Here is a 23,864-nt window from a genome sequence, read left to right on the forward strand (position 1 = left end):
TCGATCCCAAGGACGGCCGACGGGGGCATCGCTGGAGTCTTCCCGCGGTCAGGACGACGCGGGGAGGGGCTCCTGGGTCTTGGCCTTCACGGCACTCCCAGTTCGGTTCAGGCGCCGCGCTCGGAGGAAGAGCCAGTATGTCGAGAAGATGATCAGCAGCCCGCTGACGGCGTGCACGGAGACGGCCCATGCGCCGGGCAGGTTGGGATTCTCTCGGCTCCCTCCGGTCAGGATGCCCCCGACAATGAAGACCGCGAGCTGGACATACGTGAGCGCGAATATGCCCACGGTGAGCCAGATGGTCGACTTCCCGGACTTGGCAAGGAAGGCGAAGAGGATCGCGAGGAGCGCGAGCGAACGCATGACGATCTGTCCGTTGATCGTGTGCGGGTCGAATGATGCGTCCCCGAGGAGCTTCCCGCCGAATGTTCCGAATCCGGCGAGGTACAGCTGGACGATAGTGTCGAGGAACAAGAGCGAACTGACGATGAGTAGGGCCTTGCGCATGCGGACTCCTTGATGGCTGGGTGCGGGTGTGCTGCTGCCGGTGTCCGGGCTAAGGATCCGGGACACCGGCAGGCGGGTTTCAAGGGAGGCAGGGCTGCTACTCGGTCTTGACTCCATATTCTGCGGCGCTGACAAACTCGATGGCCGAGTAGGTCTCGTCGCCTACGACCCAGGCGTTGTGTCCTGGCGGGATGGTGTAGGAATCTCCTGTGGAAATGCTGATCTTCTTGCCGTCGTTCGTCTCGACTTCTAGGGAGCCGGCAATGCAGTACCCCACGTGGTTGAGCTGGCAGGAATCGGTTTGGACCACCGGTTTGATGCAATCCGCCCAACTCCAGCCCGGCTCGAAGCTGAGGCGGCCGATGGTGTAGTCACCGACAGTGACGTTTTCCACCAAAGTTTTGTCCGGACGGCGGGTTTCATCAGGGGAATTGTGCGACTTTACTTGAAGCTGCGTGACGAGGTTGACAGTCATGGTCTGCTCACAAGGGGAGTGGGAGCCTGATTTTCCAGGTCCGCAACGTGGCTCGCTATCCGCAGCGGACCCTGCTGTGCCTGAGCTGCTTGCGGCGCGTGCCGTGCCCTTCAGCAGCGGGCAGACGGTCGGTTACTTGCAATCTCTACCATCCTCCGCCGCCCCCGTGTTGTCGAGACTTTCAGCGGGGGATAGATTGCTGGAGGCCGCCGGACATTCCAGCAAGCCGAGAAGCGAAAGAAGGCTCGAGTTCAGCGTGACCCCAACGGATCCTAACGACCCTCGCGCAGTGGGCCTTGATGCATTGTTTGGCGGTCTGCGCCGGTTCCCCGACGTCGAGGCCGATAACCTGCAAGCGCACGACGCCACCGATCATCTTCTCCTCGAGACTGCGGCAGGGCACGTGCACAGCCCGAAGACCCGCGTTGCGGTGATTGGCGACCGCTACGGAGCCCTGACCCTGGGCGCTTTGGCGGCCCTCGGCGTCGAGCACATCCGTGTGTCCCAAGACCTCTACGTGAGCAGGCTCGCACTCCAACGGAACGCCGAGGCGGCAGGGCTGTCCGGTCGCTTCGAACAGTTCGAGTTGGGAGCCGCGCTGCTCGATGGCGCCGAACTGGTGATCATGCAGTTACCCAAAGCGCTCGCCGAACTGGAGGAGATCGCCGACGCCGTAGCGCGCTTTGCAGCGCCGGGCGCAGTCCTGCTGGCCGGTGGACGCGTCAAGCACATGTCCGTCGGCATGAACGCCGTCCTGGAGCGCAGCTTTGAGTCCGTACAGCCGCAGCTCGCGCAGCGGAAGTCGCGTGTCCTGCTTGCCAGCAGCCCCAAGCGCCCGGCAGGTGCGCCACCCTTCCCCGTTTCGGAACAGAACACCGAGCTAGGGATTACGGTGTGTGCCCACGGGGCTGCGTTCTCGGGTACGAAGCTGGACATCGGCACCCGATTCCTTTTGGGCTTCCTGGACAGGATTCCCAATGCGCGCCATGCTGTGGACCTCGGCTGCGGAACAGGAATCCTCGCCACGATGTACGCACGTAACCGGCCCGATGCGCGCGTTACTGCGACAGACCAATCAGCCGCAGCCGTCGCGTCCACGCGGGCCACCGCGGCGGCCAATGGGGTGGGAGACCGAGTCACCGTAGTTCAGGACGACGCCATGTCCGCCTTCGAACCAGGCAGTGCAGACCTCATCTTGCTCAACCCCCCATTCCACCTTGGTGCCAGCGTCCATGCCGGCGCGGCAACGAAGATGTTTGAGTCCGCAGCACGGGTCCTGGCTTCCGGAGGTGAACTCTGGACTGTCTACAACAGCCACTTGCAGTACCGCGCCGGGCTGGAACGCCTGATTGGTCCCACCACTGAAATGGGAAGGAACCCGAAATTCACTGTGACACGCAGCATCAAACGTTAGGTGTCAGTGGGGTTGGTGAGCACGGCTCGGTCAGTGTGGCTGAGACAGCAACTGGTCCAGCGCGAAGTGCCCGATCCCTGACATCTGCGGGTTGTCATCCGAAAAACTGAGCATGGCCGTCGCGAACAAGACGGCCCAGCCTCGGGCCCGATCCCAGGTGCCCGCATCAACTGCGGGCCCGAAGGCGGCGATGAAACGGTGCCGCGCACCGGCGTCGAACATCAACCAGGCGACGGCAAGATCAGCCGCCGGGTCGCCAGCCCCAAGGTCCCCGAAGTCGAGGACAGCCGCTAGCCGCCCGTCAGGGCGCAGGAGGACGTTCGCGGGGTGAAGATCTCCGTGCAGCCACAGGCTGGGCCCGTCCCACGGCGGAACCAGACAGGCTTCGGACCAAAGCTCCCGCAAGCGCGGGGCTTCCGGATAGCGGCCGGAATCAGTGAGCCGGTCCAGTACCGCGACAGACCTCGTCCCGAGGGGAACCCCGCGGAAGGGGTTGACTGGGGCGTCCGGTGCCGCGGGCACATGTATGGCGATGAGGAACGCGGCCATGTCCTCGGCCGCCGCATTCCGGGTTGCCTGGGGCACAAGCGCCGCGGAGACTCCCTCCAACCAAGGGGTCACGCTCCAGTGCCATGGATAAACGGCGGATGGACGTCCTGAATAGACAGGACGGGGGAGGGGAATGGGGGAACGCCGGGCATACATCGGAAGGTACTGCTGTTCATGGAGTACCAACAATGCTGCCGCCTCCCGACGGGGCAAACGAACGGCCCAATCCTTGCCAAGACGGTAGATGACGTTGTCCCAACCGTTGGCCACTAGCTCCAACGGAAGGTGAGAGAAAGCGGGCAGTTGCTCCTCGAGCAAGCTCCGCACGAGTCCCGCGGTGATGTCCAGCTCGGCCTGCGGCATGAGTGCCATGTCCTGGGGCCTCCTGTCTGCAATATCCGCGTCCGTTCCACCCGACAAGCGTGTGGGCATACCGGGACACGCACACGTGCCGTACGATGCAAATGCAACAGCATTATTCGAATGATTTTAGGGGAATCCGTGACTGAGATCCGCCAGCCGACTCCGAGGCGCGGAACCAATCTGCCACGCATGGGGGACTTCAACCTGACCGTCATCCTCGACGCAATCAGGCGTTCATCGGGCGGACTGAGCCGGGTGGAACTGGCCCAGATCGTTGGACTTTCACCGCAGACAATCTCGAACATCTCCCGCCGCCTGCTGGATCAACGGCTCATTGTCGAGGCAGGCAAGGAAGGCAGCGGTCCGGGGAAACCGCGCACCATCTTGCGCCTGAACCCCGCCGGAATGTATGCGCTGGGCGTCCACCTTGATCCTGCAGTCATTACGTCCGTGGTCCTGGACCTGGTGGGCGACGTCGTGAAGCATTCCCGGATTCCTACTCCTGCCGGCGGCAATCCGCAGCGCGTCATCGCCGCAATCGCGGAGGAAATCAAGGCGCTGATCGAAGACTCCGGTGTTGATCAGGGAAAGATCGCGGGACTTGGTGTCGCGGCGCCGGGACCCATAGACCTCGATGAAGGTACCGTGGTCGACCCGCCCCTGATGGTGGGGTGGGACCGGGTGCACTTGAGGGACGCCCTCGCCGAAGCCACGGGGCTGGAGACCCTCGTGGATAAGGACGTGACTAGCGCAGCCGTCGCGGAAACGTGGGCTGGCGGACCAAGCGGTACGGGTAGCTTCATTTTCATGTACATGGGTACCGGCATCGGCTGCGGCATCGTCCTGAACGACGAAGTGGTCCGCGGAACATCAGGGAACGCCGGTGAAATCGGCCATATCATTGTCGACCCGGACGGCCCCCCATGCGATTGCGGTCTGCGCGGGTGCGTCAAGTCCTCCTGCATCCCGCAGGTCCTCGTGGCCGAGGCCGAAGAGCAGGGCGTCCTGGACGGTGGCCGTAAGGGTACAGAGGGGCCCGAAGTCCAGGAAGGCTTTGCAAGGCTCTGCGATGCCGCGGATTCAGGCGACGAACGCGCCATCGCCATTATCGACAAGTCGGCGGTGCTGGTTGCCCGGGCCGTCGCGGTGGTGACCAACACCCTCGACGTCGAACGCGTCGTCTTTGGAGGCCCGTTCTGGGGCCGCATGTCCGAGCGATATCTGGATCGAATTCCTCCCCTTCTAGCCGCCAACAGCGCCGCGAACAGTATTCACGGCATTGAGGTTGTCGGGACCGGGGTGGGCGAAGACGTCGGGGCGATTGGGGCGGCCTGCCTGGTACTGGAACACACCCTTGCGCCGCGCGCCCAGCGGCTCCTGTTGGAAGGCTAAGCCTTTCACTGCCCTGCGTCGCAGGGCAGTGTTTATTAATATCGGCAACAGGCTGGGCCAGCTGAAGTGTGGGGGCTGCAGCCGCTTGAAAAGATCGGAGCGTCATGCGTCGCCCAGCCCGGATCGGAGCAGCACTGCTCGGCTTAGTGGGCCTTTTGGCCTCGGCCGCCTGTTCCACCCAACCGCAAACCAATGAAAAACAGACCATCAAGATCGTCTATCAAAAGACGGACTCGTTCACCGCCCTGGACAAGGTCTTTAAAGACGCCAAACAGGAATTCGAAGCCGCCAACTCAGGCGTCACCGTGGACCTGCAGCCTATCCAAGCAAACGACGACGACTACGGCACCAAGCTCGCGCTGGCCCAGCGGTCTCAGGACACAGCACCGGACGTCTTCTACGAGGACACCTTCAAGGTCCGTTCGGACGTCGACGCCGGATACCTGTTGAAACTCGACTCGCAACTGGCCAACTGGGACGAGTGGTCCAAATTCAACGAGGGTGCCAAGGCCGCGGGACGCGGTGACGACGGCAGTATCTATGCCGTCCCGCTCGGCACGGACACCAGGGCGATCTGGTACAACAAGACAGTCCTCCAGAAGGCCGGCATACCGTTGCCCTGGCAGCCAAAAACCTGGGATGACATCCTGGCTACGGCCCGCAAAATGAAGGCCGCGGATCCGAGCCTGGTGCCTTTCAACATGTACGCCGGAAAAGGAACCGGTGAGGGAACGGTCATGCAGAGCTTCTACGAACTGCTTTATGGCACGGGAAACTCGCTGTATTCGGAACGCGACAAGAAGTGGGTGGTGGGATCCAAGGGCTTCACCGATTCGCTCCAGTTCCTGAAGACCCTGTACGACGAGAAACTCGCCGTGACACCGGCGGACGCGCTCGATTCGAATGTGTGGAAGAAAGTCTTTGGTGAGTGGCTGCCCCAGGGCAAAATGGGCGCCACCGTGGAAGGCTCGTACGCGCCGTCGTTCTGGCAAAAAGGCGGTTCCTTCGAATGGGCCGGCTATGCGCAGGATATGGCCGTAGCCAAGTTCCCCACCCAGTTCGGGAAGGATCCCGGCGGTGTGAGCATGTCCGGCGGGTGGACGCTCGCCGTTGGCGCGAAGACCAAGAGCCCGGACTTGGCTTTCAAGTTCCTGGCCACTGCCGTGAACAAGAAAAACGCGCTCGCCTTCGATGTCAACAATTCGCAGATCGCCGTCCGCGCCGATGTCGCTTCAGATCCCGGTTACCAAGCGGCCAACCCGTTTGTGAAGGACGTTTCCGATCTTGTGGGCGTGACACACTATCGCCCGGCGACCGCTGACTACCCGAAGATCTCCCTCGCAGTCCAGCAGGCCACCGAGGCCGTCATCACCGGCAAACAAGCCCCAGCGGAGGCCGCAGCAGAATACGACGCTTCGGTCAAGAAACTGGTCGGTGACGCCAAGGTCATGCAGAAATGACGCATGCCAGTCCCTGATTCCCCATATCGCGGCTCTTTGCGTCGCAGGTTCCGCTTGCTGCCGGTAGCGCCGTCAATCCTGCTGTTGCTCCTCTTCATGCTGGCACCCGTGGCGTGGTCCTTCTACGCCTCCTTCACCGACGTCGCGTTGTCCGGCAAGGCCGCCTTGAACCCTCAATGGATCGGCCTGGACAATTACGCCCGGATGCTGACGGATTCCGTCTTCCCGCTCTCTGCCTGGCTGACAGTGGTCTTCGTGGCTGTGTCCGCGATACTCGGACAGAACGCCCTGGGCCTGCTCATCGCCCTTCTGATGACCAAATCCGGGGGTGCCACAGAGTCGTTCGTGGGCACCGCAGTGATCGCCTCGTGGGTGTTGCCGGAGATCGTTGCTGCCTTCGCGGCGTATGCGTACTTCAGCCAGGACGGCACGCTCAACCAGCTCCTGGGACTGCTCGGCGTTCACGGCGCCAACTGGCTGTACGCGTTCCCCATGGCCGCCGTCATCCTGGCGAATGTCTGGAGGGGCACCGCGTTTTCCATGCTGGTCTACCGGGCGGCCCTCGCCCAGGTCCCGCGCGACATTTCCGAAGCCGCCCTCATGGACGGCGCCCGGGGGTGGCAGCGGCTCGCCTTCATCACCCTGCCGATCATCCGTGGGAGCATCGCCACGAATCTCATGCTGGTCACTCTCCAGACGCTCGCAGTCTTCACCCTCATCTGGGTGATGACGGCTGGCGGCCCCTCCAACGCGAGCACCACCTTGCCGGTGCTCGCGTACCAGGAAGCCTTCAAGCTCGGAGATATCGGGTACGGCACCGCGATCGCTTCGGTGTTGATCCTGATCGGCATGGTCTTCGGAACGGTGTACGTCAGGCTCCTCCGCAGGGCGAACCAGTGACATCCCTGCGTCGTGACCCGCGGTTTACCGAAAGGCGCCCGACGGCGGTGGCGGGGAGACGACCCCGCGTCCGGTTAGCTGCCAATGCAGCTTTGGCCGTGATTGGCTTGTGCTTTGTGCTGCCGCTTGCGTGGCTGCTTCTTGCCTCCGTTGATCCGCACGCCGGATACCAGACGCGGTGGCCGCAATCGCCGTCGTTCGCCAACTTTGCCGCTGTGCTGACTCCTGAGCTGTTGTTCCTGCCGCTCGTGAACAGCCTCCTGCTGTCTGCTGGTACCGCCGTCGTGAACCTGGCGGCTGCGGTACTCGCGGCCTATCCGCTGTCCCGGTACCAGTCGCGATTCAACAAGCCGTTCTTGTATGCGATCCTGTTCGGCACGTCGCTCCCGGTCACGGCAATCATGGTGCCGGTCTATGGCTTGTTCGTGCAGTTGCAATTGCTGGATTCAATGCCGGCGACGATTTTCTTCATGGCAACCACCACCTTGCCCATGGCCATCTGGATGACCAAGAACTTCATGGACTCCGTGCCCCTGGAATTGGAGGAGGCGGCCTGGATGGACGGCGCCTCGGGACTGGCCACCTTGCGGAGAATCGTCCTGCCCTTGATGGGGCAAGGGCTGGGCGTGGTGTTCATCTTCGTCTTCATCCAGGCCTGGGGGAACTTCTTCGTCCCGTTCATCCTGCTGCTGTCCACCGCCAAGCAGCCGGCCGCGGTCTCCGTTTTCAGCTTCTTCGGCCAGCATGGAGCCATCGCCTACGGGGAACTCGCCGCGTTCTCCATCCTGTATTCGGTCCCCGTGCTCGTCCTTTACACCGTGGTGGCACGGGGCTCGGGCAGCGCGTTTGCGCTCTCCGGGGCGATGAAGGGCTGAGCAGCAGGCAGCCAGGACTCAGTCGATGTCCTCCACGATGGTGCCGTACGGAATGGAATCGTCGAGGTGGGCCTGGTGGCCGGTCAGCCCTGGGTTATAGAGGACACGGACACCGTGAAGCTTGTCCGCGGCGGATTGCATCAGGATGGGGCGGATGGTCTGGATGAACCTCTCATCCTTGCCTTCGAGGTATTCCTGATAACTGGCTGGAAGCTGAATCATGGCAAAAGAATAGTCCTGCCGGACCGGCATGGGGAGGGCTTCCGGACGGGGTTCTCCGGGGCCTACTCCTTGCCGGTCAAGCCTCGCCGCAGTTCAAACGAACAATCTTCAGAAATCGGGCGAAACGTAGCGTAAAACTGCGTCTTAATTCGGTGGACGATTTGTGGCGCCCGGGGCCCCGATCTAGAGTCATAGTCAAGTTACCGCGGTAACGTGTCAGCGATCCTCCGCCGGATCTGCCTCTCGAAGGCAGGCAGGAGGGTGTGGGTGCCCCCATGTGGGCCTGACATTTGCACACGGACAACTTCATTACAGGCGTAACAGTCGCGGCTGCGCCCTGCTGGAGTTCGTTGCGTGTATCCCCAAACTCAATTCACCGATTCTGCAGTCCACGGCCTTGGTTTTCAAGTCCCTGGACGCGGGCCCGCTGACACACAGCCAAGGACGCAAATGTCACCACCAAGCCTTATCGACACCCATCCAAACTTGACCGGGGCCGCTCCCGTCGCCTTGTCCTACGAACTCTTCCCGCCCCGCTCTCCAGCGGCTGCGGAATCCCTGTGGACCACCATCGGCGAGCTTGAGGCCACGGATCCCGACTTCGTCTCCGTCACCTATGGCGCCAGCGGCTCCAACCGCGACACCGCCGTCGAGCTCATCAACCGGCTGCTGCTTGAAACCACCCTCCGGCCGCTGGCCCACTTGACCTGCGTCGGAAACACCCCGCAGGAGCTGGCCGAGATCATTGGCGAACTCCTGGATAACGGCGTGCGCGGCATCCTTGCCTTGCGCGGTGACCTGCCCAAGGACAGCGGCAAGCCGGTCAGCGGCTCGTTGCGTTACGCCCAGGATCTGATCGAACTGATCCGCCGCGTGGAACAGCGACGCTCGGCCCTGCTGTGCGCAGGCAAGATCGCGGTCGGGGTGGCCGCCTACCCCACCCGCCATCCCGAGTCCCCGAGCATCGAGCACGACGTCGAGGTACTGCTCGCGAAGCAGCGCTCGGGAGCCGACTTCGCCATCACGCAGGTCTTCTTCCACACCGAGCAATATGCCGACCTGATCTCGCGTGCCCGGCGCGCAGGAGTCACCATCCCGATCATTCCGGGCGTCATGCCGTTGACGAGCCTTCGCCGGCTCAAGCGCCTCGGCGAGCTCACCGGCGTCGAACCGGCACCGGAACTCATCGAACGCCTTGCCGCCGCGGACACTGACGCCGAACGGCGCAAGATCGGGGTCCGCGCCACGGTGGACCTGGCCAACGCAGCCCTCCACGCAGGCGCTCCGGGCATCCACCTCTATACGTTCAACGAGCACACCTGTGCCCTGGACGTGCTGGACAAGCTTGCCCTGCCCCGGCCGGCCCGCCCTGCCAGCCGGCTCAGCGCCATCGCCCGGCGTCAGGAACTCGTCAGCTGAACCTGGCTACAACGCAGCCCCAAAGACAACAAACCTTTTCCACCAACTTCTTGAAGGAAATTCGAATGACTGAGCAGAACACCACCCAATTCCCCGCAGCCTCCCTCCTCGGCTACCCGCGCATCGGGCGCCGCCGCGAACTGAAGAAGGCCGTTGAAGCCTACTGGGCAGGCAAGATCGACGCTGCCGCCCTTGACGCCGCTGCCAAGGACATCCAGCTGACAATTGCCAAGCGACTCCAGGAACTGGGCCTCAACGAAGCCGCCGCCGTTCCTGGCACCTTCTCCTTCTACGACCAGGTGCTCGACGCCACCGCACACCTGGGCGCCGTCCCGGCCCGTTTCGGCCAGCTGCTCAATGCCGAAGGCCAGCTCGATATCGATGGCTACTTCACCCTGGCCCGCGGCAACAAGGAACAGCAGCCGCTGGAAATGACCAAGTGGTTCGACACCAACTACCACTACCTCGTCCCGGAAATCGGCCCCGAGACTGACTTCAAGCTCGCCTCCAACCGCATCGTCGAGGAATTCGAGTTCGCCCTGGCCAACGGCATCGAGACCCGTCCGTACATCGTCGGCCCGGTGACGTACCTGCTCCTGTCCAAGGCTTCGGACGACGCCCCCGCAGGCTTCGCTCCGCTGTCCCGCCTTGAGGACATCCTCCCGGTCTACGTTGAACTGCTCGGCAAGCTCGCCGCCGCCGGCGCCAGCTGGATCCAGTTGGACGAGCCCGCCCTGGTTGTTGACCAGGACACCCCGGCCTCGGAAATCCAGGCTGCCGTTGCCCGTGCCTACGAGGTCCTCTCGGGTGCCGCAGCGCGCCCGCAGCTCTTCGTCTCCACCCCGTACGGGTCCCTCGATGGCCAGCTCGGCACTCTTGCCGCCACCAACATCGATGCCCTGCACATCGACGTCTTCAAGGGCGCGGTCCCGTCCGCAGCAGCCCTGGCCGGCCTGGGCAACAAGACCCTGGTTGCTGGCGTCGTCGACGGCCACAACATCTGGCGCAACGACCTCGCCGTCTCGGCCGCAAAGCTGGACGAACTGAAGGCCGCAGCCGGCAAGCTCGCCGTCAGCACCTCCACCTCCACCCAGCACGTTCCGCACGACACCGCCGAGGAGACCAAGCTCTCCGAGCAACTGCGCAGCTGGCTTGCGTTCGCTGACCAGAAGGCCGTCGAGGTCAAGACCCTTGCGGACTACCTGGCCAACCCCGCTTCCGCGAAGGCCGCCATCGACGAAGCTTCCGCCGTGATCGCCTCCCGCGCCACCGCCGAAGGCGTCCAGCGTGCCGACGTCCGTGCCCGCACCGCAGCCCTCACCGAGGCCGACTTCAACCGCTCGGAGTACTCGGTCCGCGAAGCCGCCCAGGAAGCAGCGCTGCACCTGCCCCCGCTGCCCACCACCACCATCGGCTCCTTCCCGCAGACCTCGGAAATCCGCTCGGCCCGCGCCCGCAACAACAAGGGCGAGCTGAGCAACGAGCAGTACGAGCAGCTGATGAAGGACGAGATCAAGCGCGTCGTCGACCTGCAGGAAGAACTCGGCTACGACGTCCTGGTGCACGGCGAGCCCGAGCGCAACGACATGGTCCAGTACTTCGCCGAGAACCTCGAAGGCTTCGACGTCACGGTCCACGGCTGGGTCCAGTCCTACGGCTCCCGCTGCACCCGTCCGTCCATCCTTTGGGGCGATGTCACCCGCTCGGCTCCCATCACGGTTGCCTGGGCCGAATACGCACAGTCCCTGACCAGCAAGCCGATGAAGGGCATGCTCACCGGTCCGGTCACCATCCTGGCCTGGTCCTTCGTCCGCGACGACCAGCCGCTGGGCGAGACCGCCAACCAGGTAGGCCTGGCACTGCGTGACGAAATCGCCGACCTCGAAGCTGCCGGTATCAAGGTCATCCAGGTGGACGAGCCCGCCCTGCGCGAGCTTCTTCCGCTGCGCAAGGCCGACCACGCCGCCTACCTGAAGTGGTCGGTTGACTCCTTCCGCCTGGCCACCGCCGGTGCGGCCGACGCAACCCAGATCCACACCCACCTCTGCTACTCGGAGTTCGGCGTGATCATCGACGCGATCGACGGCCTTGACGCCGACGTCACTTCCATCGAGGCAGCCCGCTCCCGCATGGAGGTTGTCCACGACCTCGAGGCACACCACTTCGGCCGTGGCGTTGGTCCGGGCGTCTACGACATCCACTCGCCGCGCGTCCCGGGTGAGGCCGAAGTCACCGAGCTCCTGGCAACCGCCGTCAAGCACGTTCCGTCCCGCCAGCTCTGGGTCAACCCGGACTGCGGCCTGAAGACCCGTGGCTACGCCGAGACCGAAGAGTCCCTGCGCAACCTGGTCAAGGCCACCAAGACGGTCCGCGCCGGACTGCTGGAAGCAGCCAAGTAACGCCCAAGTAGGACAAACGACGGCGGCCGGTCACCTCGAAAGGTGACCGGCCGCCGTCGTACTCTTTTAGTTCTGCGTCAGGACCTTCAGTCCTTCTTCAGGACTCCCAGAGGATTTCGTCGTCCACCACGCCGTCCTCATCCGCCGCGACCACCAGGAGCTCGTCGGTGAAGTGTGAGCCCAGGGTGAAATCGAGGACGAAGTAGCGCTCCGGCTGGCCCGGGTAGATCGCCACGTGGCCAAGCTTGAGGGCCTTGAGGAAGACGTCTTTGGTGAGCTGCGCCTTGTCTCGGACGCCGAACACCGCCTCCAGCTGCTCTTCCTTGAGCTGCGTGGAGTGGAAGTGGAGGAACTGCTGGGAGTTGGTGCCGTCCTGGTCCAGCTCCTCGGCAATCATGTCCCGGACCTGGTCCACCAACTCGGGGAGGTAGCTCAGGCGGTAGTCCACCTTGTGGAGTGCCCTCTCGTCGAAGTGGTCATGTGCCGTGACGTTCAGGTCCAGTTCGAGGGGATTTCCGGCGAGCTCGTGCGAAGCCACGTAACAGTGCTCCCGCCCGTGGTTGAGCTCGATTTCCCCAAAATGTTTGCTCGCTACCTTGCTCATGTCTTCAAGATAGTCCCAAACAAGCGGCGTGTTCCAGCATCTTGGAAGAATTCAGGCGCGTGGTTTGGGCGTTGACTTTTGGGTCACTTTGGGCGTGGTCGCGGTAGCGCCGGCCCGGACTGCCGCAGCGCTCCCGCGAAGCGTGTCCGCCAGCAGTTCCGTGAAGAGCTGCACTTGCGCGGTGCGCTTTTCGTTGATGAGCAGGGCGAACACGTTGCGGGCCAGCCGGATGTCCGGCACGTCCAGAACCACGACGCCGGGAGGCCGGTGCCGCAGTGCCAGTTCCGGTACCAGCGCGGCGCCGAGCCCCGCGGCAGCCATCTCGAGGCTGGCGTGGAAGTCGTCGCTGTAGGCGACGACGCGCGGGTGCAGATTGCAGCTGGCAAACAGCCGTTCGATCACGACGGCGTCGCTGGTGCCCGGGTGGTGGATGATCCATGGCATGTCGGAGAGTTGCGAGGCCTGCATTTCGGCGTCTTCCCGGATACCCCAGGACGCGGGGAGCACCACCCGGAAGTCGTCGTCGCCGATCCACTGCCGTTCCAACGTGTGTGGCCACGCGAGCCCGGACTGCCCCACCTGGTACACGAGCGCCAGATCCAGTTCGCCGCCGGTGCGGAGGCCTTGGATGGTCTGGGCAGGTTCGGCCACCCACACGCGCAGTTCAATCCCCAGTTTCTTCCAGCGCGGGTTCCGCAGGATGTCCGGCAATACGTACGTCGCCAGGCTCGGGAAGATGCCAAGCCGCAGCTCCTGCGCGGGGGAGTCGGTGCTCCGCGAGGCGGCTGCCAACAGGGTCTCGACGTCGGTGAGCACCTTGGACGCATGGCGCACCATGGTGAGGGCGGCTTCGGTGGGAACCACACTGCGTGCGGAACGGTGGAACAGTTCGACGCCGGTGTCCCGTTCCAGGGCTGCCATCTGTTGGGATACGGCCGACGCGGTATAGCCGAGCCGCGTGGCGGCCGCCGCGAAGGAGCCGAGCCGCGTGACCTCAAGCAGCGTCCGCAGGTGGAGAAGGTTGACCATCAGTGATCCTTAGGCTCGATGCCGGTCGAAAGACCGTGGAAGCCAGCATAGCTGTGTGAATTCCGTCTCCGCGCCTGCTGTTGCTGTGCCTCTTCAGCCCGTTGGAGTGTGGCGGGCGACTCACGAAACGGTGTTTGCAGGATGCCGCGACACGCCGGGATCCAAGCGACACGCTGACGATTAATTGTGGCTAAGTAGTCCACAGGGTGTGGATTACGTCTCCGGATTTGGCGGATTCACGGACATTTTTACCCCCTTTGCCTGTGGACTACCGGTGCGCAAAATGACATACTTGTAATACATCATCTTGGGGTTCCGCTGAGGCGCTTGCACTACATGTAGTATCGATTTACGGATTGAGCGGGAAACCAGCACAAGACATGAATAGAGCGTTTGGCTGCCTTAGCGGCCAGCGGGCCAGCATCGGAGTCGGAACCAGTTCCGGTCAGGGCCTGCCAATACGAAGAGCAAAGACTTCAACAAAGGGGACAGGGATCATGACTGTTACGGTTTACACGAAGCCGGCCTGTGTTCAGTGCAACGCAACGTACCGTGCACTCGACAAGAAGGGCATCGCCTACCAGAGCGTTGACATCTCCCAGGATGCCGAGGCCCTGGAGCGCCTGAAGGCCCTTGGATACATGCAGGCTCCCGTCGTGGTGACCGAGCAGGACCACTGGTCAGGATTCCGTCCGGACAAGATCGAAGAGCTGGCACTGGCTGCCGCTTCTGTGGCCTAGTTTTTCAGGACTTCGCCACAACAACAAAGTATTCCAATGTAGTCGAGGTGACTCCCATGGCAGCGCCGGCAACAGCACCTGCTCAAGCAACGGCTGAGGCTGTCAGCACGCGGAGTCACCTGATCTACTTTTCCTCCACATCTGAGAACACCAAGCGCTTCGTCCAGAAGCTCGGCGTCGACGCGGCACGCATCCCGCTCCATGCCAAGGACGCGCCGCTGCTCGCACTGGAACCGTTTGTCCTTGTGCTGCCCACCTATGGCGGTACGAATGGCGAAGGATCGGTGCCCAAGCAAGTCATCAGGTTTCTGAACAACCCGCAGAACAGGGAACTGATCCGCGGCGTCATCGGAGCAGGAAACACCAACTTCGCGGAAAACTACTGCATGGCGGGAGACATCATCGCCACCAAATGCCGGGTTCCGCTTCTTTATCGATTCGAACTCATGGGGACTCCGGAAGATGTTGACCGGGTCAATCAAGGATTGGAAAAGTTTTGGACACGACTGTCGCAGACACAGAAGTAACCAAGGGCGCTATGGATACCGCCAAGGTCAAGAAGCCATTGCCGGAGGCCTACAAAGGCCTTGGCTACCATGAGCTCAACGCCATGTTGAACCTTTACGGTCCGAACGGGGAAATCCAGTTCGACGCCGACCGCGAGGCCGCGCACCAGTACTTCCTGCAGCACGTGAACAACAACACCGTTTTCTTCCATGACCTGGAAGAGAAGCTGGACTACCTGGTCAAGAACCAGTACTACGAGCGCGAGACGCTCGATCAGTACACGATGAACTTCATCCGTGACCTGTTCAACCGCGCCTACAAGAAGAAGTTCCGCTTCGAGACTTTCCTTGGCGCCTTCAAGTTCTACACCTCCTACACGCTGAAGACCTTCGACGGCAAGCGTTTCCTGGAGCGCTACGAGGACCGCGTCTGCATGGTTGCCTTGCACCTTGCCCGCGGCAACGAAGAACTTGCCAGCCGCCTTGTCGATGAAATCATCGACGGCCGTTTCCAGCCCGCCACGCCTACCTTCCTCAACGCCGGCAAGGCCCAGCGCGGCGAGCTGGTCTCCTGCTTCCTGCTGCGCATCGAAGACAACATGGAGTCGATCGCCCGCGGCATCAACTCCGCGCTGCAGCTGTCCAAGCGCGGCGGCGGTGTGGCCCTCTCGCTGACCAACATCCGTGAGCACGGCGCTCCGATCAAGCAGATCGAGAACCAGTCCTCGGGAGTCATCCCGGTCATGAAGCTCCTCGAAGACAGCTTCTCCTACGCCAACCAGCTCGGTGCCCGCCAGGGTGCGGGCGCCGTGTACCTGCACGCCCACCACCCGGACATCTACCGCTTCCTGGACACCAAGCGTGAAAACGCCGACGAGAAGATCCGCATCAAGACGCTGTCCCTCGGCGTCGTGGTCCCGGACATCACGTTCGAGCTGGCCAAGAAGAACGAGGACATGTACCTCTTCTCCCCGTACGACGTCGAACGCGTCTACGGCGTCCCGTTCTCCGACATCTCGGTCACCGAGAAGTACTACGAGATGGTGGACGACTCCCGGATCAAGAAGACCAAGATCAGCGCCCGCGAGTTCTTCCAGACCCTCGCGGAGATCCAGTTCGAGTCCGGCTACCCGTACATCATGTTCGAGGACACCGTGAACAGGGCCAACCCGATCGCCGGCAAGATCACCATGAGCAACCTGTGCTCTGAGATCCTGCAGGTTTCCACGCCGTCCATCTACGCCGAGGACCTCAGCTACGAGACGGTCGGCAAGGACATCTCCTGCAACCTTGGTTCGATGAACATCGCCAAGACCATGGATTCCCCGGACTTCGGCCTGTCGATCGAGACGTCCATCCGTGCCCTCAGCGCGGTGTCGGACATGTCCTACATCAACTCGGTGCCGTCCATTGCGCAGGGCAACGCCCAGAGCCACGCAATCGGCCTTGGCCAGATGAACCTGCACGGCTACCTTGCCCGTGAGCACGTCCACTACGGTTCCGAAGAGGGCCTGGACTTCACCAACATCTACTTCTACACGGTGCTCTTCCACGCACTGCGTGCCTCGAACAGGTTGGCCATCGAGACCGGCCAGTCCTTCGGCGGCTTCGAGAACTCCACCTACGCAAGCGGCGAGTTCTTCAACAAGTACACCGAGCAGGAATGGGCTCCTGAGACCGAGCGCGTCCGCGAGCTCTTTGCCGGCATCCACATCCCCACCCAGGATGACTGGCGTGAGCTGAAGGCCTCGGTCATGGAGCACGGCATCTACAACCAGAACCTGCAGGCCGTGCCGCCCACGGGTTCCATCAGCTACATCAACAACTCGACATCGTCGATCCACCCGGTGGCCGCCAAGATCGAAATCCGCAAGGAAGGCAAGATCGGCCGCGTCTACTACCCGGCTCCGTACCTCGACAACGACAACCTGGAGTACTACCAAGACGCGTACGAGATCGGCTACGAGAAGATCATCGACACCTACGCCGCTGCCACGCAGCACGTGGACCAGGGCCTCTCCCTGACCCTGTTCTTCAAGGACACCGCCACTACGCGTGATATCAACAAGGCGCAGATCTACGCATGGCGCAAGGGCATCAAGACGCTCTACTACATCCGCCTCCGCCAGCTCGCGCTGGAAGGGACCGAGGTTGAGGGCTGCGTTTCCTGCATGCTGTAACCGATAACGGTTGTTTATTTGCGGCAGCCGCCGCGCCTCAAAACTGAAGAGTACGACGCCGGGTGAGCGCCCGGCGTCGTACGCTTACCTTAAAGAACACATACGTTAAGGGGACGAAATGACCGAGAAGGTCAAGCTGCTTAGCCACGTCGAAGCAATCAACTGGAACCGCATCCAGGATGACAAGGACGTGGAGGTCTGGAACCGCCTGGTCAACAACTTCTGGCTGCCGGAGAAGGTGCCGCTGTCCAACGACGTCCAGTCCTGGCACACCCTGACACCGGACGAGCAGCAGCTCACCATGCGCGTCTTCACGGGCCTGACCCTGCTGGACACCATCCAGGGCACCGTAGGCGCCGTTTCCTTGATTCCGGATGCCATCACCCCCCATGAAGAGGCTGTGTACACCAACATCGCCTTCATGGAGTCGGTGCACGCGAAGTCGTATTCGTCGATTTTCTCGACCCTGTGCTCCACCAAGGAGATCGATGACGCCTTCCGCTGGTCCCTCGAAAACGAGAACCTCCAGAAGAAGGCCCAGATCGTCATGGATTACTACCAGGGCGACGATCCCCTGAAGCGCAAGGTCGCTTCCACGCTGCTGGAATCGTTCCTGTTCTACTCCGGGTTCTACCTTCCGATGTACTGGTCCTCCCGTGCAAAGCTCACGAACACGGCAGACCTCATCCGCCTGATCATCCGCGACGAAGCCGTGCACGGTTACTACATCGGCTACAAGTTCCAGAAGGGCCTGGAAAAGGTCTCCGAGGAACGGCGCCAGGAAATCAAGGACTACACCTTCGAGCTGCTCTTCGAGCTGTACGAAAACGAAGTCCAGTACACGCACGACCTCTACGACGGCGTCGGCCTGGCTGAGGACGTCAAGAAGTTCCTGCACTACAACGCCAACAAGGCCCTCATGAACCTCGGCTACGAGGCCATGTTCCCGGCTTCCGTCACCGACGTGAACCCGGCCATCCTGTCGGCACTGTCACCTAATGCCGATGAGAACCACGACTTCTTCTCGGGGTCTGGGTCTTCTTATGTGATTGGGAAGGCTGTAAATACTGAGGATGAGGACTGGGAGTTCTAAGGCGGCCGTGACACGTCCCTGATCAGATTGAAGTCAAGCTGGCCGGTTTGTCCGCTCGTACATGCGGACAAGCCGGCCAGCTTTCTTGTGCCGCCCCAGTCGAGGAGCCCTGAGAATCACGTCTGACTGTTGTTCTCGTCCGCTGTGACTGTGGGCTCACTTGGTTCTAAATCTGCCTCCCGTTGAAGGTGTTGGCGATCAGGTGCCTTGGAACACGGCACCTTCAGTGAGGGGGTCGTTCGGGGGCGCGGGCCGGCCGGGATCGTGCGTGTCGTGGGCGTCGGCGTCGGCGTCGGCGTGGGGCCATGGGTGTGCGGCTGTGAAGGAGTGCCAGTCCGGTAGGGGATCCGGGGGCAGTTCCGGTTCGGGATGTGCGGGCACTTCTTGGTCCGGGCGTGTGTCCGAGTCCGTGTCCGTCTCCGTGATCGGGACATGGTGTGGCCAGCGGGGTGGTTCCCAGTCCTGGTGTTCGCTGGGGTAGTGCCGTTGTGAGGGTGAGGTCCACCCGGGCGGGTGGTTCTTGCTGGCGGTGGTGGGTGTCCATGCGGTCCGGTGTTTGAGGCGGTGGTGTTTGGGGCAGGGCTGGCCCAGGTTGGAGATGCCGGTGGTGCCTCCCTCGGCCCAGGCCAGGAGGTGGTCGGCGTCGTTGTCCAGGGAGTGGTTGTTGCAGCCGGGGAAGGGGCATTTGCCGTCGCGGAGCCTCAGCCATTGGCGCTGGGCCTTGGTGAGGCGGTAGCTGGTCCGTCCGATTTCCAGCGGCGCGCCGTCGCGGGGGTCGGTCAGGACGCGGTGGAAGGAGTCGGCGCCGTCGGTGATCAGGCGGCGTGCCATGGAGGGCGGGATCGGCCCGTACCCGTCCAGCATGGCCGGTTCCTCGGTGGCGCCCAGGAGGGACAGGACCGGGACGGTGACCAGGACCTGCGCCCTCGGGGACGGGACGCACCCCGCCCCGCCCGTTCCCTGCCGCCCTGGTCCGGCCCCGCCCGCTCGCGTGCCGCCGGTGACCGTCCTGCCGGTGACTGTCCCGCCGGTGGTGTGGTTGGTGAGGAGCCAGGTGGCGGTGATGTCGGCGCGGAGCTGGGCGAGGGTGCGGGCCTCGTGGGGGCCTTGGAGGGCGCGGGCGGCGGCGGTGGTCCGTTCCCAGATCCCGGCGGCGGTATCTGCCGGGAGGTGGGCGGAGATCCATGCCATGCCGTCACGGTCCGGGAGGTATTCGACGCGCCGGTCCCGGGCTCGTGCGGCGTGGCGTTCCTCGAGGCCGACGGGGTGGTGGCGTTCCCGCCAGGTGCGGGCCTTGGCCCGGAACCGGGACGGGACGAGGTCCCCGGCCGGGCACCCCCGGGCAGGGTTGGGCGCGTCGGGGTCCAGGAAGTGCGCTTCCAGGGCGGCTGCCCCGGCGGGGTCCAGGCCGCCGGTTTCCTCGACCATGATCCGGGCGTGCTGCCAGGAGATCGTCCCGGACTCAAGGGCCGCCAGGGTCCGCGGCAGCACCGTGGTCAGTGCCTGGCTTTCGGACAGGAGCGCGCCGGCGGTTCGTTCGCTGACGGTCAGGACGCAGGCGACCTCGGCGAGCAGGGCCAGCTCCTGGGCGGTGGATTCCTGCGGTGATGCCGCCGGTGACGCCAGGAGCCTGGCCGCGTGGACGTAGTCCGCGGCGAGCGTCGCTTTCAGCGCGGCGGTCCTGGCTTCCAGCCGGGCCACCTCGGCGAGGCCGTCCAGGCAATCATCCGCCAGGCGCCGCAGCGGATCGGCGCCCGGCGGGGACTCGGCGTGCCGCGGGAAAACGGTGTCTTGCGGGGAATCGAGGCCGGGCGTCCCGGAGCGCACCGCGCCGGCGCCGCTCAAGCCAGCAAGCACAGCAACGGACACGGCAATGGCCTCCACGGCGGCCCTGCTGTCCGCAGTCCAGGCTGTCCTTCCATCCATACCCACAGCATCGCAGGAGGCACTGACAATTTAGTGCCGCCGCTTGGGTTGGTGTGCACCTCTCGCAGACACGGACTGGCGCCGAGGAGAGTGCCGCCCCCGGAGAGGGGTTGGGCAGTCCCGCGCTCCTCCGACGGTGACGGTTGCCGATGGATGTGCCTGGCTTTGCAGAACCCGCGCCCTGCACCGGCAATGCCCAGGCATCGCGTTCCGGGCGAAAGCAACGGCGGTTTCGCTCAGGTCATCGGCAAAGTAACCATGTCCATAGACCGCTCCGCGGTAGGTCAGCAGGCGACTTCCACAAAATGGGGGGCCGGCGGCGTCTGGGGTAGAGGACCCCGAGCCCCGGGCTCCAGGGGCCCTCCCGCCGTCGGCCCCGTCCAATGCCGGTCCCGGAGGGTCGGCCGGTCTGTTTCAAGCCGCGATATTTTCCTGTATTAATTCAACATCTTTTCCGGCCCTGAGGCACGAGTGCCGCCTACTCGTTTTCCAGGTAGAGCCGCCAAACACGCGGGCAGCCTACGTATGCAACGCGTTCTCCAACTCTTCGTCCACCCGAACCAGCTCGGCGAGAAGCCGGGTCAGCAGCTCGGTACCCGATTGGCCACCGCCGTTGCGCCCCAGATCCTCCAATTCCTGGCATAGGGATGCAGCACCGGTGGCCCCGATACTGGCGGCGGAGCCCTTGAGTGTGTGGGCGGCTTGTTCGAGTGCGCCTCCGCCACCATCGTCCAATGCCTGATGAAGGGCGGCGACGCTGGTGGGGACGCCGCGCCGGAAGGCTCCGGCAGCTGACGGCAAGAGACCACGCCCGTCCGCCGGACCCAATTCACGAAGAACCGCGAGGCGTTCCGGATCAACAGCCGGCGCTTCAGCTTCGGGAGTTACCCCGCGGGGAACCCACCGCTTGAGGGCTTCATCCAAGGCAACCAGATCGACTGGTTTGCTGAGGTAGTCGTCCATGCCAGCGGAGAGGCAGCGCTCCCGATCTTCGTCCTGGGCTCCGGCAGTCATGGCGATGATGGGCAGGTGCTCAGCGCGGCTTTCCTGTGCCCGAATGCTCCTGGTGGCTTCGAAGCCGTCCATGACGGGCATGTGGCAATCCATGAGCACAGCCGCATAGGAGTGGGCGGCGATAGCGGAAACAGCCTCGGCACCATCGGCAACCACCTCTGGTTGGTAGCCCAGTTTGGCAACCATTTCGCAGGCGACGAGCTGGTTCACCGCGTTGTCCTCCACCACAAGGATTTTGCCCCGGGAAGGCCTGTCCGGCATCGGAGGCCGCGCCAGTGAGGACGCTGGCTCGATCGTCGGGCTGCCCGCCACCAGCCGCATAAGGCGGTCGTAGAGTTCGGAGCCGCGTACGGGTTTCGTGAGCCATTCGCTGATTCCCGCCTCAGTCATATCGGCCTTGGATACCTGGGACGCGGACGTCAGCATCATGAGGCGCACGCCCCGTAAGGCGGGGTCCCTGTGGAGCTCGTGGGCAAGCTCGAGGCCGTCCATGTCCGGCATGCACATGTCGAGCACTGCGACGTCGAAGGGTTGCCCGGCGGCGACTGCCGTCCGGGATCGTTCGAGGGCCGTGCGCGCGTCGGCCACCGCGTCCGGCCGCAGTCCCCACGTCTTCAACTGCGATTCCAACACGAACCTATTGGTGGCATTGTCGTCGACCACCAGAACCCGCAGGCCCGTCAGCAGGCCCGGGACCGGAGTGGTGGCAAGGCGCCCGCGTTCCTTAGCCAGAGGCAATCGGATAGAGAACCAGAACGTGCTTCCCTCACCCGGGGTACTTGTCACACCGATTTCCCCGCCCATCACCTCCGTCAGACGCCGGCATATGGCCAGTCCCAGCCCTGTTCCACCGTACCGACGGGTGGTGGATGCGTCCGCTTGGGAGAACGAATCGAACAAGCGCAAATGATCCGCGGTATCGATACCGATACCGGTATCACTGACCTCGAACCGCACTAGCGCGGTTCTTGCGTCCTGGTCCGCGACGTTCACCCGGATGGCGACCTCACCGGACGCGGTGAACTTGACGGCGTTCGAGGCCAGGTTCAGCAGGATCTGCCGGATCCGGCCGGCATCACCGGCTAGCTGTGCGGGAACATCGGGATGGCAGTACGCGATGAGTTCCAAGCCCTTGCCTTGGGCGGCTTCGGCCAGGAGCCCGGCAACGTCATCCATCAGGTACTGCGGATCGAAGGAGGTGATGTCCAGGTCGATTTTCCCAGCCTCCAACTTTGAGAAATCGAGGATGTCGTTAATCAGGGTCAACAAAGCTCCGGCAGCGGTCTGAACCCCTTCGGCGTATTTGCGTTGCGCTTCATCCAACGGCGTGTCCAGTAGAAGCGTAGTCAGGCCAATGACTCCGTTCATGGGGGTACGGATCTCATGGCTCATCGTCGCCAGGAACTCGGACTTCAACCTGCTCGATTCCAGGGCCGCCTCCCGGGCAGCCCGCAGCTCGGCTTCAGCGGCACGCCGAGCGGTGATGTCCTGCCCGATGGTCGCAATTCCGATAACTCCGTGTTCGCCGCGGATCGGGGAGACCGTCAAGGACACGGGCACAATGGACCCGTTCTTTCGCACCCTGTCTGTCTCAAAGCTGCGGGCCTGTCCGCCATTCAGGACAGCGGCCAGTACCTCGTCCTCCGCCTGGAGGTGGTCCGGAATGAGGAGCCGGACGTTCTGCCCGATCGCTTCAGCGGCAGTGTATCCGTACAGCTTTTCGGCCCCAAGGTTCCAGCTGGTGATGAGGCCCTCGGGCGTCATACCAATGATTGCGTCGGCCGAGGATTCAACGATGGCGGCCAGACCCTCCACTTGGGCGAGCGCCGCCCGCGCCTGGTCCCGTGCGAGCTGGCGGGAAGTAACGTCTCGGAAACTCCAGACCCGTCCCACGATCTCATCCCCGACCAGTTGGGGCCGGGAATAACGCTCAAACGTCCGCCCGTCACGGAATTCCAACATGTCCAAGCTCTCCGCGCCCGGATCGGCGTACAGTTCCTGGACCTTGCCTATGAAGCCGTCGGGATCCGTGAGTTGATCCAGGACGAAAGCCAACAGCCGGCCGTCGTCGTGGGACTCCATAAGATCCGCGGAGATGCCCCACAGTGCGGCGAACCGTTCGTTCGCCCCCGCAATCGTCCCGTCTGCCGCGACAACCAGGATGCCGTCCGCAGTGGACTCCAGGGTGGCACTGAGAAGGGAGAGGGCATCACGGAGTTCCGCGTTAACGCGGCTGCGGTCACTTACTTCGCGGATGGAGGCGACGAGCTGCATACCGGGTCCGACGCCGAGGGGAGCGAAGCTGATCTCAATGGGAAACTCGGTGCCGTCACGGTTACGGCCGAACAGTTTCAGGTCAGTGCCCGCCCGGCGTATTCCAGGATCGCTGGCAAAGAGGTCTCGGATGGTGCCACCGTGGCCCTTGAACCGCGCCGGAAGCAGCATTTCATAGTGCTTGCCAAGCAGCTGGCTGCGCGAATAGCCGAAGAGCCGCTCTGTGCAGGCATTGCCGAACGTGATCTGCCCGTCCTGGTCGATCACCAGCAATGCGTCGGGTACTGCCTCAACGAGGCCCACATAAGAGCCGACGTGGTCCAATGGTCGCATTCCGTTTGTCATTTCGGCCCCCAGAGCTGAATGGATGACAAGCCCGCCCACATCCGCGGACGCCTGGGTGTGCCGGTGTGGCCCTCCCCACGGACAGATTATCCGGGAACCGACCCGAAAGCATCACAAAATTGCCCTGTACTTCCGACGCCGTCGCGAGCCGCCGTACGTCGCAGCCCGGCGCCCTCAG

Annotated in this window: 19 protein-coding genes; 11 read left to right on the forward strand and 8 right to left on the reverse strand. The window is 63.3% G+C overall.

Annotated elements, in window-relative coordinates:
* Window positions 1-48: 48 nt before the first annotated feature.
* Complete coding sequence (locus tag OW521_RS20990; protein WP_268021428.1) at window positions 49-507, reverse strand: DUF6220 domain-containing protein; 459 nt, start codon at window positions 505-507, stop codon at window positions 49-51.
* A 97-nt stretch (window positions 508-604) separates the two neighbouring features.
* The gene (locus OW521_RS20995; RefSeq protein ID WP_268021429.1) at window positions 605-982 is read right to left on the reverse strand and encodes a cupin domain-containing protein; all 378 of its coding nucleotides are present in this window, start codon (window positions 980-982) and stop codon (window positions 605-607) included.
* Window positions 983-1,238: 256 nt separating this feature from the next.
* On the opposite strand from OW521_RS20995, the gene OW521_RS21000 reads away from it, so the two are divergent.
* Window positions 1,239-2,396, forward strand: a complete 1,158-nt coding sequence (locus OW521_RS21000) for a class I SAM-dependent methyltransferase (protein WP_268021430.1) — start codon at window positions 1,239-1,241, stop codon at window positions 2,394-2,396.
* A gap of 30 nt (window positions 2,397-2,426) precedes the next feature.
* Here the strand turns inward: OW521_RS21000 and OW521_RS21005 are convergent, their stop codons facing one another.
* The gene (locus OW521_RS21005; protein WP_268021431.1) at window positions 2,427-3,317 is read right to left on the reverse strand and encodes an aminoglycoside phosphotransferase family protein; all 891 of its coding nucleotides are present in this window, start codon (window positions 3,315-3,317) and stop codon (window positions 2,427-2,429) included.
* A 129-nt stretch (window positions 3,318-3,446) separates the two neighbouring features.
* Between OW521_RS21005 and OW521_RS21010 the strand changes: the two genes are divergently transcribed.
* The 4 genes from OW521_RS21010 to OW521_RS21025 all read left to right on the forward strand — a co-directional run bounded on the left by OW521_RS21010 (window position 3,447) and on the right by OW521_RS21025 (window position 7,935).
* Complete coding sequence (locus OW521_RS21010; protein ID WP_268021432.1) at window positions 3,447-4,700, forward strand: ROK family protein; 1,254 nt, start codon at window positions 3,447-3,449, stop codon at window positions 4,698-4,700.
* A gap of 104 nt (window positions 4,701-4,804) precedes the next feature.
* Window positions 4,805-6,160 (forward strand): extracellular solute-binding protein, encoded by a 1,356-nt coding sequence (locus tag OW521_RS21015; RefSeq protein ID WP_268021433.1) that lies wholly within the window; start codon window positions 4,805-4,807, stop codon window positions 6,158-6,160.
* A 3-nt stretch (window positions 6,161-6,163) separates the two neighbouring features.
* The gene (locus OW521_RS21020) at window positions 6,164-7,060 is read left to right on the forward strand and encodes a carbohydrate ABC transporter permease (protein ID WP_268021434.1); all 897 of its coding nucleotides are present in this window, start codon (window positions 6,164-6,166) and stop codon (window positions 7,058-7,060) included.
* Between the two features lie 47 nt (window positions 7,061-7,107).
* Entirely contained in the window at window positions 7,108-7,935 is an 828-nt protein-coding gene (locus OW521_RS21025; protein WP_268021435.1) for a carbohydrate ABC transporter permease, read from the forward strand.
* Window positions 7,936-7,953: 18 nt separating this feature from the next.
* On the opposite strand, the gene OW521_RS21030 is transcribed toward OW521_RS21025, so the two are convergent.
* Window positions 7,954-8,157 carry a hypothetical protein gene (locus tag OW521_RS21030; RefSeq protein ID WP_268021436.1) on the reverse strand — a complete coding sequence of 68 codons (204 nt, stop codon included), beginning with the start codon at window positions 8,155-8,157 and terminating at the stop codon, window positions 7,954-7,956.
* Between the two features lie 450 nt (window positions 8,158-8,607).
* On the opposite strand from OW521_RS21030, the gene OW521_RS21035 reads away from it, so the two are divergent.
* Window positions 8,608-9,576 (forward strand): methylenetetrahydrofolate reductase, encoded by a 969-nt coding sequence (locus OW521_RS21035; protein WP_268021437.1) that lies wholly within the window; start codon window positions 8,608-8,610, stop codon window positions 9,574-9,576.
* A 65-nt stretch (window positions 9,577-9,641) separates the two neighbouring features.
* Window positions 9,642-11,975, forward strand: coding sequence for a 5-methyltetrahydropteroyltriglutamate--homocysteine S-methyltransferase (gene metE / locus OW521_RS21040; RefSeq protein WP_268021438.1), 2,334 nt, complete (start codon window positions 9,642-9,644; stop codon window positions 11,973-11,975).
* A gap of 97 nt (window positions 11,976-12,072) precedes the next feature.
* Here the strand turns inward: metE and OW521_RS21045 are convergent, their stop codons facing one another.
* Window positions 12,073-12,579, reverse strand: a complete 507-nt coding sequence (locus OW521_RS21045; protein ID WP_268021439.1) for a DUF2004 domain-containing protein — start codon at window positions 12,577-12,579, stop codon at window positions 12,073-12,075.
* Between the two features lie 51 nt (window positions 12,580-12,630).
* Window positions 12,631-13,608 (reverse strand): LysR family transcriptional regulator, encoded by a 978-nt coding sequence (locus tag OW521_RS21050; RefSeq protein ID WP_268021440.1) that lies wholly within the window; start codon window positions 13,606-13,608, stop codon window positions 12,631-12,633.
* A 497-nt stretch (window positions 13,609-14,105) separates the two neighbouring features.
* On the opposite strand from OW521_RS21050, the gene nrdH reads away from it, so the two are divergent.
* The 4 genes from nrdH to nrdF all read left to right on the forward strand — a co-directional run bounded on the left by nrdH (window position 14,106) and on the right by nrdF (window position 18,127).
* On the forward strand, window positions 14,106-14,348 hold the full coding sequence (gene nrdH, locus OW521_RS21055; protein WP_028267421.1) for a glutaredoxin-like protein NrdH: 243 nt from the start codon (window positions 14,106-14,108) through the stop codon (window positions 14,346-14,348).
* Between the two features lie 56 nt (window positions 14,349-14,404).
* Window positions 14,405-14,875 carry a class Ib ribonucleoside-diphosphate reductase assembly flavoprotein NrdI gene (nrdI, locus tag OW521_RS21060; RefSeq protein ID WP_268021441.1) on the forward strand — a complete coding sequence of 157 codons (471 nt, stop codon included), beginning with the start codon at window positions 14,405-14,407 and terminating at the stop codon, window positions 14,873-14,875.
* An 11-nt stretch (window positions 14,876-14,886) separates the two neighbouring features.
* Window positions 14,887-17,034, forward strand: coding sequence for a class 1b ribonucleoside-diphosphate reductase subunit alpha (gene nrdE / locus OW521_RS21065; protein WP_268026034.1), 2,148 nt, complete (start codon window positions 14,887-14,889; stop codon window positions 17,032-17,034).
* Between the two features lie 118 nt (window positions 17,035-17,152).
* Window positions 17,153-18,127 (forward strand): class 1b ribonucleoside-diphosphate reductase subunit beta, encoded by a 975-nt coding sequence (gene nrdF / locus OW521_RS21070; RefSeq protein ID WP_265981378.1) that lies wholly within the window; start codon window positions 17,153-17,155, stop codon window positions 18,125-18,127.
* Between the two features lie 198 nt (window positions 18,128-18,325).
* On the opposite strand, the gene OW521_RS21075 is transcribed toward nrdF, so the two are convergent.
* Window positions 18,326-20,053 carry an HNH endonuclease signature motif containing protein gene (locus tag OW521_RS21075; RefSeq protein WP_268021442.1) on the reverse strand — a complete coding sequence of 576 codons (1,728 nt, stop codon included), beginning with the start codon at window positions 20,051-20,053 and terminating at the stop codon, window positions 18,326-18,328.
* Window positions 20,054-20,572: 519 nt separating this feature from the next.
* Window positions 20,573-23,674 carry a PAS domain S-box protein gene (locus tag OW521_RS21080; RefSeq protein WP_268021443.1) on the reverse strand — a complete coding sequence of 1,034 codons (3,102 nt, stop codon included), beginning with the start codon at window positions 23,672-23,674 and terminating at the stop codon, window positions 20,573-20,575.
* Window positions 23,675-23,864: the final 190 nt, after the last annotated feature.

It is taken from the genome of Arthrobacter sp. MMS18-M83 (genome assembly GCF_026683955.1).
In the GTDB taxonomy this organism is placed as follows: Bacteria; Actinomycetota; Actinomycetes; order Actinomycetales; family Micrococcaceae; genus Arthrobacter.

Bases quoted from the DNA above. Each gene is read 5' to 3' on its own strand.
- OW521_RS20990 (WP_268021428.1), bottom strand. From the start codon at position 507: ATGCGCAAGGCCCTACTCATCGTCAGTTCGCTCTTGTTCCTCGACACT.
- OW521_RS20995 (WP_268021429.1), bottom strand. From the start codon at position 982: ATGACTGTCAACCTCGTCACGCAGCTTCAAGTAAAGTCGCACAATTCC.
- OW521_RS21005 (WP_268021431.1), bottom strand. From the start codon at position 3,317: ATGGCACTCATGCCGCAGGCCGAGCTGGACATCACCGCGGGACTCGTG.
- OW521_RS21015 (WP_268021433.1), top strand. From the start codon at position 4,805: ATGCGTCGCCCAGCCCGGATCGGAGCAGCACTGCTCGGCTTAGTGGGC.
- OW521_RS21020 (WP_268021434.1), top strand. From the start codon at position 6,164: ATGCCAGTCCCTGATTCCCCATATCGCGGCTCTTTGCGTCGCAGGTTC.
- OW521_RS21030 (WP_268021436.1), bottom strand. From the start codon at position 8,157: ATGATTCAGCTTCCAGCCAGTTATCAGGAATACCTCGAAGGCAAGGAT.
- OW521_RS21035 (WP_268021437.1), top strand. From the start codon at position 8,608: ATGTCACCACCAAGCCTTATCGACACCCATCCAAACTTGACCGGGGCC.
- metE (WP_268021438.1), top strand. From the start codon at position 9,642: ATGACTGAGCAGAACACCACCCAATTCCCCGCAGCCTCCCTCCTCGGC.
- OW521_RS21045 (WP_268021439.1), bottom strand. From the start codon at position 12,579: ATGAGCAAGGTAGCGAGCAAACATTTTGGGGAAATCGAGCTCAACCAC.
- OW521_RS21050 (WP_268021440.1), bottom strand. From the start codon at position 13,608: ATGGTCAACCTTCTCCACCTGCGGACGCTGCTTGAGGTCACGCGGCTC.
- nrdH (WP_028267421.1), top strand. From the start codon at position 14,106: ATGACTGTTACGGTTTACACGAAGCCGGCCTGTGTTCAGTGCAACGCA.
- nrdI (WP_268021441.1), top strand. From the start codon at position 14,405: ATGGCAGCGCCGGCAACAGCACCTGCTCAAGCAACGGCTGAGGCTGTC.
- nrdE (WP_268026034.1), top strand. From the start codon at position 14,887: ATGGATACCGCCAAGGTCAAGAAGCCATTGCCGGAGGCCTACAAAGGC.
- nrdF (WP_265981378.1), top strand. From the start codon at position 17,153: ATGACCGAGAAGGTCAAGCTGCTTAGCCACGTCGAAGCAATCAACTGG.
- OW521_RS21075 (WP_268021442.1), bottom strand. From the start codon at position 20,053: ATGGATGGAAGGACAGCCTGGACTGCGGACAGCAGGGCCGCCGTGGAG.
- OW521_RS21080 (WP_268021443.1), bottom strand. From the start codon at position 23,674: ATGCGACCATTGGACCACGTCGGCTCTTATGTGGGCCTCGTTGAGGCA.